This is a genomic window from Streptomyces sp. NPDC005863 (assembly GCF_042871345.1).
GTDB lineage: Bacteria > Actinomycetota > Actinomycetes > Streptomycetales > Streptomycetaceae > Streptomyces.
Window position 1 is genome coordinate 422,059 of sequence record NZ_JBIAII010000002.1, and the last position, 17,793, is coordinate 439,851.

Sequence of the window (17,793 nt, forward strand, 5' to 3'; positions counted from 1 at the left end):
ATCAGCTGCCCGGCCGAGAGGCACGGGTCATCGCGTGCCCCACTGGCGGTCGATCAGCGCGAACATGTCGTCGGCGCTCGCGGTCTCCAGGTCCTCGCCCTCGTTCCCGTCGCCCGGCGTGTCTCCGTCGGCGGGAGCAGCCGCGCCGGTGGTGTCGGGCTGCTGTTTCCACAGCAGGGTCTGCAGGCGCCGGATCAGTCCCTTGCGGCGCGGATCGTCCACGGCGAGGCCGTCGAGGGCCAGCTCCAGGTCGTCCAGGTGGGCCGCCACCGGCAGCTCCCCCGCGCCGCCGTCGGGCAGGATGCGGTCGAGCAGGTGTTCCGCGAGGGCGCGGGGCGTCGGGTAGTCGTAGACCATCGTGGCGGGCAGGCGGAGGCCGGTGGCGGCGCGCAGCCGGTTGCGCAGCTCGACGACCACGAGGGAGTCGAACCCGAGGTCCTTGAAGGCCTTTTCCGGCTCCACCTCCTGCCCCGGCTCGTACCGGAGGACGGCCGCCACTTGTTTGCGGACCACGTCCAAGAGCGCGCCGGTCCGCTGCGGGACGGGCAGGGCGGCCAGTTCGCGGCGCAGCTCCGCGGCCTTCTCGGCGGCCTTCTCCGCGCCCTCGCCGCTGTCCGACGACGCGTCGAGGATCCGTACGGCCTCCGGGACCCCGTCGAGCAGGCGGGTGGGGCGGGCCAACGTGAACAGCGGGGCGAACCGCTCCCATTCGATGTCCGTGACCAGCGTGTGGCCCTTGCCGCCATCGAGCACGGCATGCAGCGCGCCGAGCGCCAACTGCGGTTCGAGCGGGGGCAGTCCCTGCCGTCGGGACAGCGCGGCGGCGTCGCGTGCCGGCTCCCCGTCGTCGGGCAGATCCCAGATGCCCCATCCGACGGCGACCGTACGCGGGCCGTCGGTGTCCTGCCGCTGCGACAGGGCGTCGAGGTAGGCGTTGGCGGCGGCGTAGGCGGCGTGCTCCCTGCTGCCGAGGGTGGCGGCGACGGAGGAGAAGTAGAGGATGGTCTCTACGGTGCTCACGTCGGCGTCGGCGTCAGCTTGGGTGTCGGCGTCAAAGTCTGGTGTGCCGCCCGCAGTTGGGGCATGACCCGACCCCGGCGCAGGACCCCCCAGCTCGCCCAGCTCGACGGCAGCGGAGGCCATGGCCACGAGCTCCCCGGGAGTGACCTCGGCAAGCGGGGCGAGCCGGCCGGGGAGCGAGGTGTGGATGACGGTGCGTATGGACAGGTCCGGCAGCTCGGCGAGCGCACGCGTCACCGCCGCCCTTCCTTCGGCCGGGCCGCCGGTGAGAACCGTCAACCGGCTTCCGTGCCGCGCGACTTCGTCCGCAAGCTCGTCGTCGCGCGTGCTCGCCTCGGGGTCCGTGTCCAGGAGTACGACGTGTTCGGCACCGGACGCCGCAAGCCACCGCACCACCTGGTCCGCCAGGTGACCGACGCCGCCCGTGACCAAGACGGCACCGTGCGGCTGCCAGCGGGAACCGGCGGAGTCGGCGGGGCTGGTGGAGCCGGTCGCGTCGGCGCCGGTGGCGGCGTCGGGGACGAGACGGCGGCCCAGGACTCCGCCGCGCCGCAGGGCGACCTGGTCCTCACCACCGCTGCCGGACAACACCGCGTACAGCGTGCCCGCGTCGAGCGCCTCCGGGTCGCCGGGCAGATCCACCAGGCCGCCCCACAGCTCCGGGTGCTCCAGGGCCGCCACGCGACCGAGCCCCCAGATCGGGGCCTGCGCCGGGGAGACGACCGGATCGGCGTCACCGCACGAGACCGCGCCACGGGTGGCGCACCACAGGGGGACCCCGAGATCGGCGTCGAGCAGCCCCTGCACCAGAGTCAGGGTGTCGGTCAGGCCCTGGGCGACGGCGTCGAGGACGGGAGCCTCGGTGGTTGCCGGGCCACCGGAAGCGGCGGCGCGCCCGGCTTCCCGCCCGTCGTCGAGCGCCAGCAGGGACAGCACCCCGCCGAGCGGCGACCCGTCCGGGCTCGCGGCCTGTTGCGCCCGCAGCAGCTCCGCGACCTCCGCCCGGCCGCAGTGCGGACCGACCTCGACGAGAGCCACCGGCACGCCTGCCTCCCCCAGCGCCCGTACGCAGGCCTGCCGCCAGACGGAAGTGGCCGCGTCGGCGGGAGTGACGATCAGCCAGGTACCGCCGTTTCCGCTGCCCGGCACCCCTTCCGCACGCGCGGTATCCGCGTTTCTGCGCGCCGCGACTGGCCCTGGAAGCGCGACCGATCCCGGAAGCTCGATGCGCTGCCAGTCGACGCGGTACCGCCAGCCGTCGATGATCGACTTCTCACGCCGCTCGCGCCGCCACGAGGCCAGCGCGGGGAACACCGTCTCCAGCGCCACCCTCTCGCCGTCGTCCTTGAGGTGCAGGGTGTCGCAGAGCGTCTGGATGTCCGCGCCTTCGACGGCCGCCCAGAAACCGGCCTCCTCACCGTCCGTCTGTGAGACGGCCACGGGCGCCGCGACGTCCGCCAGCCAGAACCGTCGCCCCTGGAACGGGTAGGTCGGCAGGTCGACGGTCCGGGGCGCGGGGTCGGGGTCGGCCGGGAAGTACGCGGACCAGTCCACGGTGGCCCCGACCGTGTGCAGGCGCGCCATCGCCCGCGCGAACGCCACGTCGTCCCGCAGTGCGGGGTCGAGGGACGCGGTGACGACCGGCTCCGGGGCACTGTCACCGCCCTCGGCCTGGTCTGCCACCGCATCCAGGGTGTGCTGGGCGGCGGTCGTGAGCACGGGGGCGGGTCCCAACTCCACGAACACCCCTGCTGACTGGGCGAGTTGAGCAATGGCGGGCTGGAACAGTACGGGCTGCCGCACGTGCCGCGCCCAGTACTCCGGAGCCGTGATCTCCGCCCCGGCCAGCTCCCCGGACACATTGCTCATCAGCGGGATCGACGGCTCCCGGAACTCCACATCCCGCAGCGCTTCGGTGAAGTCGGCCAGCATCGGCTCCATCAACACCGAGTGGAAAGCATGACTGACCGACAACGCCTTCGTCTTACGACCCCGCTCAGCCCACAAAGCCGAAATCGCAGCCACTTCCTCAACAGGCCCCGAAATCACCGTGGAATCCGGCGTATTAACCGCCGCCACACCGACGTCACAGCCCTCCAAATCAGGCGCCAACTCCTCACGAGTCGCCTGCACCGCACACATCGCCCCACCCTCAGGCAACGCCCCCATCAACCGCGCCCGAGCCCCCACCACCCGACACGCATCCTCCAACCCAAACACACCCGCCACATACGCAGCCGCGATCTCCCCGATGGAATGCCCCACCACCACATCAGGCCGCACCCCCACCGAACCCCACAACCGCGCCAAACTCACCTGCAACGCAAACAAACCCGCCTGCGCCCACAACGTATGACCCAACAACTCCCCCGGGCCCGCAAAAACCACCTCCCTCAACGACCGCCCAGAGGAACCCAACTCCCCATCCAACAGCCCGCACACCTCATCAAAGGCATCAGCAAACACCGGGAACCGCTCATACAAACCAGCCCCCATCCCCACCAACTGACTCCCCTGACCACTGAACAGCCAGACCACATCACCACCGATACGCTCCCCCGCAACGGGAGGACCGGTGAGGGACGAATGCACGTCACCCGCCGCCAACGCCTCCAACCCAGCGATCAGCTCACCGCGGTCCGCGCCCGCGACGACCGCGCGCCGGTCGTGCAGCGCGCGCGTCGTCAGCAGCGACCAGCCGACGTCAACAGGGGCACCCAATTCGGCTGCCTCCGCGAGACGTTCGGCCAAGGTCGCGGCCTGGGCCCGTAGCGCCTGGTCGCTGCGGGCCGATATCAGCCACGGCACCACCAGGTCCGCGCCGGCACCCCGGGCCTCAGCCTGCCCTTCCGGGGCCGCCGCGGGCTCGGGGGCCTGTTCGACGATCAGGTGGGCGTTGGTGCCGCTGATGCCGAAGGAGGAGACGCCCGCCCGGCGGGGGCGGTCGGACCGGGGCCACGGCACGGGGTCGGTGAGGAGCCGTACTCCCCCGCCCTCCCAGTCCACGTGCGGCGTGGGACGGTCGATGTGCAGCGAGGGAGGCAGTTCGCCGTGGCGCATCGCCATCACCATCTTGATCACGCCCGCCACGCCGGCGGCGGCCTGCGTGTGGCCGATGTTCGACTTCACGGAGCCGAGCCACAGCGGCCGGCCGGCCGGCCGGTCCTTGCCGTACGTGGCGAGGAGCGCATTGCCCTCGATCGGGTCGCCGAGCGTCGTGCCGGTGCCGTGCGCCTCGACGGCGTCGACCGCGTCCGGGGTGACGCGGGCGTTGGTGAGTGCCTGGCGGATCACCCGTTCCTGGGCGACGTCGTTGGGGGCGGTCAGACCGTTGCTCGCACCGTCCTGGTTGACCGCTGATCCTCGTACGACACCGAGGACCCGGTGGCCGTTGCGGCGCGCGTCGGAGAGGCGTTCCAGGAGGATCAGGCCGACGCCCTCGGAGAACCCGGTGCCGTCGGCCGCCTCGGCGAACGGCTTGCACCGGCCGTCGGGGGCCAGGCCGCGCTGGCGGGAGAACTCCACGAACGCGGTGGGCGTGGACAGCACGGTCACGCCGCCCGCCAGGGCCAGACCGCAGTCGCCCTGCCGCAGCGCCTGGCAGGCCAGGTGGATCGCGACGAGGGACGCCGAACACGCCGTGTCCAGGGTCACCGCAGGACCCGCGAGGCCGAAGGTGTAGGCGATGCGGCCGGAGATGACGCTGGCGAGGGTGCCCGTGGTGGCGTACCCCTCGACCTCCCGCGGCACCTGCCCGGCCTGTCCGCCCTGTCCGCCCGTCATGTGGTCCTGGCTCGACACGCCCGCGTACACGCCGGTGGGGGTGTCCTTGAGCGTGGCCGGGTCGATGCCCGCGCGCTCGAACAGTTCCCAGGCCACTTCGAGAAGCACCCGCTGCTGCGGGTCGGCGGCCAGCGCCTCGCGCGGGTTGACGCCGAAGAAGTCGGCGTCGAAGCGGGCCGCGTCGCGCAGGAACCCGGCTTCGCGCACGTAGGTCGTGCCCGGGTGGTCGGGGTCCGGGTGGTAGAGGCCGCCCAGGTCCCAGCCGCGGTCGGTGGGGAACTCCTCGATGGCGTCGCCGCCCGAGGCGACCAGGTCCCACAGCTGTTGTGGGGAGCCGACGCCGCCCGGGTAGCGGCAGGCCATCGCGACGATGGCCACCGGTTCCCGCTGCCGCTCCTCCATGTCGCGCAGCCGCTGGCGGGTCTGTCCGAGGTCCGCCGTCACTCGCTTCAGATAGTGGCGGAGCTTGTCCTCCGTACCCGGCGTGTCGTGCGTACCCGGCATGTCGTCTCCACTCCTGATCAAGAAGGCAGTTCTCGGTCGATCAGTTCGAAGAGCTCGTCGTCCGAGGCGGACTCGAGGTCTCCGTTCCCGGTGTCCGCGTCCTCGGCCGCGGCCTCGCCGGTGCCGTGCGTGCCGTTGCCCGGCACGCCGGTGGCGGCGTCGTCGAGGCGCCACATCAGGCTCTGCAGGCGCGCCACGAGGCGGTCGCGGGTGTCCGCGTCGTGCGCGTGCCCCGTGATGGCCGTCTCCAGCCGGTCGAGCTCGCCGAAGAGCGGCGCCGCGGGGTCGGCACCGGCGGGGCAGAGCTGCGTCCGCAGTTCGTCGGCGATGGCCGAGGGCGTGGGATGCCGGAAGATGAACGTGGCGGGCAGCCGCAGCCCGGTGGCGGCCGAGAGTCGGTTGCGCAGTTCGACGGCGGTCAGGGAGTCGAAGCCGAGGTCCTGGAAGGCGGCGTCGGCACGCACGGCGTCGGTGCCGGAGTGCCCGAGGACGGCCGCCGCGTGTGTCCGCACCAGGCCGAGCAGGGTGCGGTGCTGTTCGTCGGCGGTGAGCGCGGCCAGCTTGCCCGCCCAGTCGACGTCCTGCCGGACGGTCGCGGCCGTCGGACGCCCGGAGCCGCGTCCGCCCGCGAAGGCGCGCAGGAGGGCGGGCAGGGTGGCGGCGGATTGGCCGCCGAGGACACGGGTGTTGAGGTCGGCGGCGACGAGGTGCGGGTGGCCGTGCCGACGCGCGGCGTCCAGGAGGGACAGGCCGTGCTCCGGGGTCATGGCCTTCACGCCGATGCGGTTCATGCGGGCGACGTCGGTGTGGGTGAGGGTGCCGGTCATTCCGGTGCCGGGTGTGGCGGCGCTGGTGGCGGATGTGGTGGCGGCGGTGCCGGGTGTGGTGGCGTCGGTTGCTGTGCTGTTCGGCGTACCGTCCGTCTGCGCCTGCGGGGCCTCCCACAACCCCCAGCCGATGGACAGGCCCGACAGCCCCCGGGCCCGGCGGTGCTGCATGAGCGCGTCGCAATAGGCGTTCGCTGCGGCGTAGTTGGCCTGTCCCGGGCTGCCGAGGGTGGCGGCCGCGGAGGAGAACACGGCGAAGAGTCCGAGCCGCATGCCGCGTGTCGCCTCATGCAGATGGGAGGCGGCCGACGCCTTGGCCGTCCATACCCGCTCCAAGCCTTCCCGTGTCTGGGCGGTGACGACCGCGTCCTCCAGTACACCGGCGGCATGCACGACTCCCGTGAGCGGGTGGGCGGGTTCGGTCTTGCCGACCAGTTCCGCCACCGACTCCGCGTCACTGACATCCGCGGCGGCCACGGTCACCTCGGCACCCAACTCCCGTATACGGTCCGCCAGTTCACCGACACCCGGGGCGTCCGGTCCGCGGCGACTGGCCAGCAGCAGATGCCGTACACCCCACTCCCGCACCAAATGCTCGGCCACGACCTGACCCAGCGCACCGGTGCCGCCGGTGACGAGCACCGTGCCCTCGGGATCGAGGGCGGGTGGGACCTCCAACACCAGCTTGCCGGTGTGCTTGGCCTGACTCATGAACCGGAACGCCTCCCGCGCCTGATCCAACGGCCAGGAACGTACGGGCAGGGGCGCCAGAGCCCCGGAGGCGAACCGCTCGCCGAGCTCCCTCATCATGAGCTCGATACGGTCCGGCCCGGCATCGGTGACGAGGTCGTAGACCGTGTACGTGACGCCCGGGTACTCGGTGGCCACTTGGTCGGGCGTACGCAGGTCGGTCTTGCCCATCTCCAGGAACCGTCCGCCGTCGCCGAGCAGCCGCAGGGAGGCGTCTATGAACTCGCCGGCCAGGCTGTTGAGTACGACGTCCACGCCACGTCCACCGGTGGCCCGGCGGATGGTCTCCTCGAAGTCGAGGTCACGGGAGGACGCACGGTGGGCGGCATCGATGCCCATCGCGTCGAGCACGGCGTGCTTGGCGGGACTCGCCGTCGCGAACACCTCAGCCCCGAGGTGCCGGGCGATCCGCACGGCCGCCATACCCACGCCACCGGTACCGGCATGGATCAGTACCCGCTCCCCCGCCTTCAGGCCGGCCAGCTCCACCAACCCGTACCAAGCCGTCAGGTACGCGACGGGCATACCGGCCGCCTGGCGCATGTCCCAACCCTGCGGAACCGGCGCCACCATCCGCGTGTCCGCCACGGCCATCGGACCGAAGGATCCGTGCAGTACGCCCATGACGTGGTCGCCCACCGAGAGGTGCGCGACCTCGGAACCGACCTCCGTGACGACGCCCGCGCCCTCGCCGCCGAGGCCGATCTGGCCCGGGACCATGCCGAGGCTGACCAGGACGTCACGGAAGTTGATGCCCGCGGCGTGGACGTCGAGGCGTACCTGGCCGGGGCCCAGGGGCTCCAGGAGCTCCGGGTAGGCGACGGGCGCCACGCTCTCCAGTGTGTCGGCGGTCCCCTTGTCCAGGCGCCAGGCGCGGGTGTCGGGGACCGTCGCCAGCACGCCGCCGGCCGCGCGGACGAGTCGGGGGATCAGCAAGGTGTTGTTACGGAGCGCGAGTTGGGGTTCGTCGAGATCTTCCACGGCCTGGCGGAGGGCGGCTTGCGGCAGTTCGTCGCCGTGGGCGGTGAGGTCGGCGAGATCGCCGTCGACGTCCAAGTCCAACAGGGCGAAGCGGCCCGGGTGTTCCGACTGGGCGCTGCGGACGAGGCCCCAGACGGCTGCCGCGGCGGCGTCCACGTCGCCGGGGCTGCCGCCGTCGCCCTCTCCTGGGACGGCAACGGCAACGGCTCCGCGCGTCACCAGGAGGAGGCGGGACTCCGCCAGCTCCGGTTCCGCGAGGAACTTCTGCACCAGTGACAGCACCGCCTCCGCCACGGGGAGGCCGTCGCCGGGCGCAGTCTCACGGGGCTCGGTCTCACCGGGTGCGGACCCGCCGGACGGCGTCCCACCGGGTGCGGTCCCGAAGGGCATGGTCTCTACGGGTGTGGTCTCTACGGGTGTGGTCTCTACGGGTATGGTCTCTACGGGTGCGACGACCGCCCAGGGTGCCTCGCCACCGGCCCGCACCACGTCCGCCGGCCCGGCGCCGCCCCTCAGCGTGACCCACTCGCCGACGCCCTCCGCCTCTGCCCCCGAGGCCGGGAGCGGTAGCGGGATCGGCGTCCACTCGACCGCGAACAGCCCTTCATCGCGGGCCCGTTCCGTGCGCAACTGCCCGATGTCGGCGGGGCGGAGGGTCACGGATCCCACGCTCAGGACGTGACTCCCGGTCCCGTCGGCGACCAGTACCCGTACTTCCCGTTCCGTCTCGTCGTGCGCGCCGGGCGACAGACGGACGCGTACGGTGCCGGCACCCGCGGCCCACAGAGCGACCTGGTTCCACGTGAACGGCAGCCAGACCTTGCCGTCGTCCTGCGGCTCGCCGGGCCATTCGAGCAGCAGGGCGGGGTGGAGGGTGGCATCGATGAGGGCGGGGTGGATGCCGTACCCGTCATGGCTGCCGGCGGCCTCGGGCAGCTCCACCTCGGCGAGCAGATCCTGCTCGTCCCGCCACACCGCGCGCAGCCCCCGGAAGGCCGGGCCGTACGCGTATCCCGCCTCGGCCACCCGCTCGTAGAAGCCGGCCAGATCGACGGGCACCGCGCCCGGCACGGGCCACGCTCCGGCGAGACCGTCAGACGCATCGCTCGTGACACCTGCGGCACTCACCTGGGTGGCCTCGGGGGTGAGGGTGCCGGTGGCGTGGCAAACCCACGCGTCGTCACCGTCCGAGGAATCCGTATCGGGGCGCGTGTAGATCTGCACACCCCGCCGCCCGTCGTCGCCGGCCTCCTCCACCACGACCTGCACCCGCAGACCGGACGCCTCAGGCACCACGACCGGCGCCTGCAACATCAACTCCTCCACACCAGCGCAACCGACCTCATCACCGGCCCGCAACACCCACTCCACCAACGCCGCACCCGGCACCAGCACCGCCCCGGCCACCGCATGATCGGCCAACCACGACACACCGGACCGCGACAACCGCCCCGTCAGCAGACACCCACCCCGGCCGGCAAACTCCACCGCCGCCCCAAGCAACGGATGACCGGCAGCCACCAGACCTAGCCCCGCCGCATCCCGAGCCCCACGACCGCCACGCCCCGACAACCAGAACCGCTCCCGCTGGAAGGCATACGTCGGCAAATCCACCACCCGCGACGCCCCACCACCCGGGAAGAACACCGACCAGTCGACGTCGACACCAGCCACATGCAGCCGCGCCATCGCATCCACGAAGGCCCGCTCCTCGGGCCGCTCCCCGGCCAGCGAGGACACCAGCACCGGCTCGGCCTCCTGCTGCTCGGCAACGTCGTCCAGGGTGTGCTGGGCGGCGGTCGTCAGCACGGGCGCGGGACCCAGCTCCACGAACACCCGCGCTGACTGCGCGAGTTGAGCAATGGCGGGCTGGAACAGTACGGGCTGCCGCACATGCCGCGCCCAGTACTCCGGAGCAGTGATCTCCGCCCCGGCCCGCTCCCCGGACACATTGCTCATCAGCGGGATCGCCGGCTCCCGGAATTTTACACCCCGCAAAGCCTCCGTGAAGTCGTCCAGCATCGGCTCCATCAACACCGAATGAAACGCGTGACTGACCGACAACGCCTTCGTCTTACGACCCCGCTCAGCCCACAAAGCCGAAATAGCAGCCACTTCCTCAACGGGCCCCGAAATCACCGTGGAATCCGGCGTATTGACCGCCGCCACACTGACGTCGCAGCCCTCCAGCTCAGGCGCCAGTTCCTCGGGCGTGGCCTGCACCGCACACATCGCCCCGCCCTCAGGCAACGCACCCATCAACCGTGCCCGAGCCCCCACCACCCGACACGCATCCTCCAACCCAAACACACCCGCCACATACGCAGCCGCGATCTCACCGATGGAATGCCCGACCACCACATCAGGCCGCACCCCCACCGAACCCCACAACCGCGCCAAACTCACCTGCAACGCAAACAAACCCGCCTGCGCCCACAACGTATGACCCAACAACTCCCCCGGACCACCGAACACGACATCCTTCAGCCCAGGACCGAAAGCGCCCAACTCCTCATCCAACAGCCCGCACACCTCATCAAAGGCATCAGCAAACACCGGGAACCGTTCATACAAACCAGCCCCCATCCCCACCAACTGACTCCCCTGACCACTGAACAGCCAGACCATGTCGCCGCTGGCGGGCGTCGCATCTCCCCGCGTCTCCGCGAGGCCGACCGTCGGCTCTCCCGAGGCCAACGCCGCAAGGCCGGCGAGGAGTTCGGAGCGGTCACGGCCCGCCACCACTGCCCGCTGCTCGAACAGTGAGCGCGCGTGCAGCAGGGCCCAGCCCACGTCCCGTACCGCCACGGCCGGATCCGCCGTCACCGCATCACGCAGGCGGCTCGCCTGAGCACGCAACGCCTCCCGGCTGCGTGCCGACAACACCCACGGCACCACCGACCCACCACCCACCAGCTCCGACGAGCCCGCCCCCACCGGCTCCGGCGAGTCCGCCCCCACCGGCTCCTCCGGCACCTGCTCCAAAATCACATGCGCATTCGTCCCCGACGCCCCGAACGACGACACCCCCGCACGCCGAACACGCCCCACCTCCGGCCAATCCACCGACTCCGACGCCAGCCGAACCGCACCCGACTCCCAATCCACATGCGGCGACGGACCATCCACATGCAAACTCGCCGGCACCACACCACGACGCAACGCCATCACCATCTTGATGACACCCGCCACACCCGCAGCCGCCTGCGTATGACCAATATTCGACTTCACCGAACCAAGCCACAAAGGCCGACCCACAACCCGACCCTGCCCATACGTCGCCAACAACGCCTGCGCCTCAATCGGATCACCCAACCTCGTCCCCGTACCGTGACCCTCCACCACATCCACATCAACCGGCGACAAACCACCACTCGCCAACGCCTGACGAATCACCCGCTCCTGCGACGGACCATTCGGCGCCGTCAAACCATTGCTCGCACCATCCTGATTCACCGCCGAACCACGCACCACCGCCAACACCCGACGACCCGCCCGACGCGCGTCCGACAAACGCTCCAGCAGCACCACACCCACACCTTCGCCCCAGCCCGTGCCGTCCGCCGCCGCGGCGAAGGGCTTGCAGCGGCCGTCGGGGGCGAGGCCGCGCTGGCGCGAGAAGCCGGTGAAGACCTCGGGTGTGGCCATGACCGTGACGCCGCCCGCCAGGGCGAGGTCGCACTCGCCCTGCCGCAGTGCCTGCGCCGCCAGGTGGAGGGAGACCAGCGACGACGAGCACGCCGTGTCCACCGTGACCGCCGGGCCCTCCAGGCCCAGGGTGTACGAGACCCGGCCGGAGACCACGCTGCCGGAACCGGCCAGCATGGAGTACCCCTCCAGCTGGGCGTCCTGCGCGAGGCCCGCCGCGTAGTCGTGGTACATCACGCCCACATAGGTGCCCGTCAGGCTGCCCTTGAGCGTCGTCGGATCGATGCCCGCACGCTCGAACACCTCCCACGACGCCTCCAGCATCAGACGCTGCTGCGGATCCATCGCCAGCGCCTCACGCGGATTGATCCCGAAGAACGCCGCGTCGAAGTCGCCCGCGTCCGGCAGGAAGGCGCCTTGGTCGGCGTAGCTGGTGCCGGGGTGGTCCGGGTCGGGGTGGAAGAGGCGTTCCAGATCCCAGCCGCGGCCGGTCGGGAAGTCGCCGACGGTGTCCACGCCCGCCTCGACGAGGTCCCACAGTCCCTCCGGCGACGTCACTGCGCCCGGGTACTTGCAGGCCATCGCGACGATCGCGATCGGGTCGTCCGTGGTCGCGGACGAGGGAAGGACCGCCCGGGTGGTGGGCGTCGCCGTGCGGGTGTCGCCGCTCAGTCGCGTGCACAGGTAGGCGGCGAGGGCGTCGGGGGTGGGGTGGTCGAAGGCCATCGTGGCGGGCAGCCGGAGGCCACTGGCCGCCGAGAGGCGGTTGCGCAGCTGTACGGCGGTGAGCGAATCGAAGCCCAGATCCTTGAAGTTGGCCTCGGTACGGACATCGGCTGCGGATCGGTGGCCGAGCACCGCGGCAACGCACTCGCGTACGACGTCACCCACGACGGTTCGGCGTCCGGCCTCGTCCAGGCCGGCGAGCCGCGTCTCCAGCGCCGCCTTATCGACGGCGGAGTCGGCAGCCGCCCTGCGGCGCGTCCTGCCCGTCAGGTTGCGCAGCATCGCAGGCACGTCGTCGCCCGAGAGGCCGCGGACGTCGATGCCGGCCGCGACCACGAGCGCCGTGTGTGCGGCGGCGTCCCGCGCCGCGTCGAGGAGGGCGAGGCCCTGCTCGTCGAGCAGCGGCTTCACGCCGCCCGCGCGCAGCCGCGCCAGGTCGGCGTCGTCCAGGTGCCGGGTCATGGCACTGCCGCGCGCCCACAGGCCCCAGGCGATCGACAGACCCGGCAGGCCCGCTGCGCGGCGGCGGGCCATCAGGGCGTCGACGAACGCGTTGGCGGCCGCGTATCCGGACTGGCCCGCGTTGCCGAGAACACCGGCGGCGGAGGAGAACATCACGAACAGGCCCAGTGTCGAACCAGCCGTAGCCGCATCCAAGTTGGCGGCTACGGAGGCCTTGGCGGCCCACACCCTGGCCAGCTGCTCGGGGGTCTGCGCGGTGACCACGGCGTCGTCCAGGACACCCGCGGCATGGATCACGCCGGTCAGCGGGTGCGCGGCGTCGACCGACGCGACCAGCTCGGCGGTGGCGCGCCCGTCCGTCAGGTCGGCGGCGACGATCTTTACCTCGGCGCCCAGACCGGTCAGCCGTTCGGCGAGGGCAGGGGCGTCCGGTGCGGCGGGGCCCTGGCGGCTGACGAGCAGCAGGTGCCGAACCGACCAGGTGCGCACCAGGTGCTCGGCGACGAGCCCGCCCATCATCCCGGTGCCGCCCGCGATGAGTACGGTGCCGTCGGGGTCCAGGGCCGTGCCGGGGTGAGGGGAAAGGTCAGGGGTGAGGTCGGGGTCGGACCCGGGCACTCGTGCGGGCGTCGTCGTCGTGGCGCGAGTCAGACGGGGGGCCATCGGCTCGCCCGCACGTACGGCGAGCTGCGGTTCCGCGGTGGCGAGGGCGCGGGCGACGGCCGCCCGGTCCGCGCTCTGGTCGACGTCCAACAGGACGAAGCGGTCCGGGTGTTCGGCCTGAGCGCTGCGGATGAGGCCCCACACGGCGGCGGCGGGTGCGTCGAGGGTCGGGGCGTCCGGGCCCTCGACCTCGCCGCCCTCGGCGCCCCCGTCGCCGATGCGGTCGCCGTCTGCCGGCACGGCCACCGCGTGGTGCGTGAGGAGGACGAGTCGAGCCTCGGCGAAACGTGGTTCGGTGAGCCACTCTCGTACGAGCCGCAGAGTGCGCTCGGCGATCTCGCGGCCGCACGCGTCGACCGTTTCCGCGTCCGATGCCGATGCCGATGTCGATGCCGATGTCGTGGCGGTGTCGGCCACGACGGTCGCGGGGACGGTCTGGGCTCCCTCGTCGAGCGCGGCGGACAGGGCCGCCAGGTCCGGGTAGCGGGTCAGGCCCTCCGTGGCCGGTGCGGAGGCGTCAGGACCGAGCACCACCCAGTCGTCGCCGTTCTCCGCCTCGGCTGTCGCGGGCACGGCGGTCCACTCCACCGTGAACAGGCCGTTGGGCCCGCCGGTTGTGGTGCCGACCGCGCGCAGCAGTTCGGGGTCGACGGGACGCAGGGCCAGGGAGTCGGCGCTCAGGACCGGTGCCCCGGTCGCGTCGGCGACCGTCACCCGCAGCGCCGCGCGGGCTTCCGTCTCCGTCCCCTCGTACCGTTCCGCTCCCTCGTCGTCCCGGTACGGGGCCAGACGCACCCGTACCGTCGTGGCGCCGGTGGCCCACAGGGACACGCCGTTCCACGCGAAGGGCAGCCGGATTTCACCCGCTGCCGCTCCCGCGCCCGGGCCGTCGTGACCAGGCGTGGTCGGGTCGAACAGCAGGGCCGGGTGCAGTGCGGCATCCAGTAGTACGGGGTGGATGCCGAAGCCGTCGTGGGCGCCCGCCTGCTCGGGCAGCTCCACTTCGGCCAGCAGGTCCTGCCCGTGCCGCCACACCGCGCGCAGGCCCTGGAACGAGGGCCCGTACGCGTACCCTGCCGCCGCGGCACGTTCATACAGGTCACCGATCTCCAGCGCCTCGGCACCGGCCGGAGGCCACTGCCCGCCGAGACCGTACGGGCCATCCAGGCCGTCCAGGCCGTCCGGCGCGTCACCGGCCGTCTCCGCGCTCAGCGTGCCGATGGCGTGGCACGTCCAGGTCTCGTCCTGGTCCGGTGCGTCGTCGTCGGTGGCGGCGGAGTCGGCGCGGGAGTAGACCCGCACCTCGCGCAGGCCCGGCTGCTCGCCGTCGGCCGCCCCGACGACCACCTGAACCTGCAGACCACCGGAGTGCGGCAGCAGCAAGGGCGCTTGCAGCGTCAGGTCCTCGACCGTGGCGCAGCCGGCCTCGTCGGCGGCCTGCAACGCCCACTCGACCAGGGCCGCGCCCGGCACGAGCGTCGTGCCCGCCACCGTGTGGTCGGCGAGCCAGCCACTCCCCCCGGACGCGGCGAGCCGCCCGGTCAGCACGAGCGCACCGTCGGCCAGCCCGAGGGCCGCGGGCAACAACGTGTGCTCCAACCGCCGCAGCCCGGCAGACCGCACGTCCCCGACACCGTCCACCGGAAGCCAGTAACTCCGGCGCTGGAAGGCGTAGGTGGGGAGGTCGACGGTACGGGGGGTGGGGTCGGCCGGGAACCAGCGCCGCCAGTCGACCTCCGCCCCGGCCACGAACGCCTGGGCGGCGGCACGAGTGAGCTGGACGGCGTCGCCGTGGTCGCGGCGCAGGGTGGGGACGACAGTCGCGGGCACGTCCGCCCGCTCGATGGTCTCCTCCATACCGAGGCCGAGGACCGGGTGGGCACTGGCCTCGATGAAGAGCCGGTAACCGTCGGCGAGGAGGGCGTCGATCGTGTCCGCGAAACGGACCTGCTGACGGAGGTTGGTGACCCAGTACTCGGTGTCGAGAGCGGTGGTGTCCGACAGGCGCTCGGCCGTCACCGTGGAGTAGAAGGCTGTGTCGGTACGGGTCGGCTGGATGTCGGCGAGGCGTTCGGTGAGGAGGTCGTGGAGCTCGTCGATCTGGGGGCCGTGGGAGGCGTAACCCACGTCGATGACCCGGGCACGTAGTCCTTGGGACTCGGCGTCGGCCACCACTGCGGCCACGTGCTCGGGCGGGCCCGAAATCACCGTAGAGGCAGGTCCGTTGACGGCAGCTACGCATACGCCCGGTCGGTCGCCGATCAGCTCAGCAGCCTGCTCCGGACCCGTACCCAGCGACGCCATGTCCCCGCGCCCCTGCAACTGCCGCAGAGCATCACTGCGTACGGCGACGATCCGCGCCGCATCCTCCAACGACAACGCACCCGCCACACAAGCAGCCGCCATCTCACCCTGCGAATGCCCCACCACAGCAGCCGGAACAACCCCGCAGTCCGCCCACACGGCGGCCAGCGACACCATCACGGCCCACAACACGGGCTGCACGACCTCGACCCGGGACAGCTCGCTCCCGTCCCCGCGCAACACGTCCGTCAGCGACCAGTCCACGTAAGCAGACAAGGCTCGCTCACACTCACCGATCCGCCCCGCGAACACCGGAGACTCATCAAGGAGTTGGGCACCCATGCCCACCCACTGCGCCCCCTGCCCCGGAAACACCAACACCGGCCCAGGACCCACATCCCCGGCGACCCCGGAGACCACATCCGCCGACGCCTCACCCGACGCCAACGCACCCAAACCCGACGTCAAAGCCTCCCGGTCACGCCCCACCACGACCGCCCGGTGCTCCAGCACCGCACGTGTCGTGGCCAAGGACCAACCAACCTCCTCCGACGCCGCGACGTCCGAGCCCTCGGCCGCGAACTCGCCCAGCCTCCGGGCCTGTTCACGCAGCGCGTCCGTGCCGCGACCGGACACCACCCACGGCACCACCGCCCCCGAAGCCGAGGAGCCCAGGTCCCCCTGACCGGGCTCCTCGGACTCCGGCTCCTCCGGCGCCTCCTCCAAGATCACGTGTGCGTTCGTACCGGAGATACCGAACGACGAGACCCCCGCACGCCGCGCCCGCTCCCCCCGTGCCCACGGGACCGGCTCGGTCAGGAGCCGTACGCCGCCGCCTTCCCACTGGACGTGCGGGGTCGGTTCGTCGACGTTCAGGGTGGCCGGCAGCAGTTCGCGCTGGAGGGCCATCACCATCTTGATGACGCCCGCCACGCCCGCGGCCGCCTGCGTGTGACCGATGTTGGACTTCACCGAGCCGAGCCACAGCGGCCGGCCCTCCTCGCGCTCCTTGCCGTAGGTGGCGATGAGCGCCTCGGCCTCGATGGGGTCGCCCAGCCTGGTGCCGGTGCCGTGCGCCTCGACCACGTCGATCTCGGACGTCGAGAGGTGGGCGCTGGACAGCGCCTGTCGGATGACGCGGCGCTGCGAGGGGCCGTTGGGCGCGGTGAAGCCGTTGCTTGCGCCGTCCTGGTTGATGGCGGAGCCGCGCAGCACCGCGAGGACCTTGTGGCCGTTGCGGCGCGCCTCGGAGAGCCGTTCCAGGACGATGAGTCCGGCGCCCTCGCCCCAGCCCGTGCCGTCCGCCGCGGCGGCGAACGGCTTGCAGCGGCCGTCGGGCGCCAGGCCGCGCTGGCGCGAGAAGCCGGTGAAGACCTCGGGGGTGGACATGATGGTCACGCCGCCCGCGAGGGCGAGTTCGCACTCGCCCTGGCGCAGGGCGTTGGCGGCCAGGTGCATCGCGACGAGCGAGGAGGAGCAGGCGGTCTCCACGGTCACCGCCGGGCCCTCCAGGCCGAGGGTGAAGGAGAGCCGGCCCGACAGGACGCTGGGCGCCGTGCCCGCGTATCCCTCGGTCGCCTTGCCGCCGGGGTCGCCCTGCGTCTGGTTGCCGGTGGTGGCTGCACCTACGTAGACGCCGGTCGAACTGCCCTTCAGGGTGGCCGGGTTGATGCCCGACCGTTCGAGGGCCTCCCAGGACGTCTCCAGAAGCAGGCGCAGTTGGGGGCTGCTGGCCAGGGCCTCGCGCGGGCTGAATCCGAAGAAGTCGGAGTCGAAGCGGTCGGGGCCGGTGAGGAATCCGCCTTCGCGGACGTAGCAGGTCCCCGGGTGGTCGGGGTCGGGGTGGTAGATGCCCTCCAGGTCCCAGCCGCGGTCGGTGGGGAAGGGTTCTATGGCGTCGTCGCTCGCGGCGACCAGGTTCCACAGGCCTTCGGGTGTCTCGATGCCGCCCGGGAAGCGGCACGCCATGCCGACCACGGCCACCGGCTCCTGGCGGCGGTCCTCCACCTCGCGCAGGCGCTGCCGGGTGTCATGCAGCTCGGCGGCCACCCGCTTGAGGTAGTCGACCAGTTGCTCTTCACTCGCCATGAGAGTTCACCCAGCCTTCAGCGTGGTTGTCGCGCCG

General features: G+C 71.9%; 2 protein-coding genes. Both read right to left on the minus strand.

Annotated elements, in window-relative coordinates; translation table 11 throughout:
- Positions 1-27 precede the first annotated feature (27 nt).
- Positions 28-5,307, minus strand: a complete 5,280-nt coding sequence (locus tag ACFYO9_RS08130) for a beta-ketoacyl synthase N-terminal-like domain-containing protein (protein WP_358779173.1) — start codon at positions 5,305-5,307, stop codon at positions 28-30.
- A 17-nt stretch (positions 5,308-5,324) separates the two neighbouring features.
- Positions 5,325-17,756: an SDR family NAD(P)-dependent oxidoreductase gene (locus ACFYO9_RS08135; RefSeq protein ID WP_388666090.1), complete on the minus strand. Its 12,432-nt coding sequence runs from the start codon at positions 17,754-17,756 to the stop codon at positions 5,325-5,327.
- Positions 17,757-17,793: the final 37 nt, after the last annotated feature.

Bases quoted from the DNA above. Each gene is read 5' to 3' on its own strand.
- ACFYO9_RS08130 (WP_358779173.1), bottom strand. From the start codon at position 5,307: ATGCCGGGTACGCACGACACGCCGGGTACGGAGGACAAGCTCCGCCAC.
- ACFYO9_RS08135 (WP_388666090.1), bottom strand. From the start codon at position 17,756: ATGGCGAGTGAAGAGCAACTGGTCGACTACCTCAAGCGGGTGGCCGCC.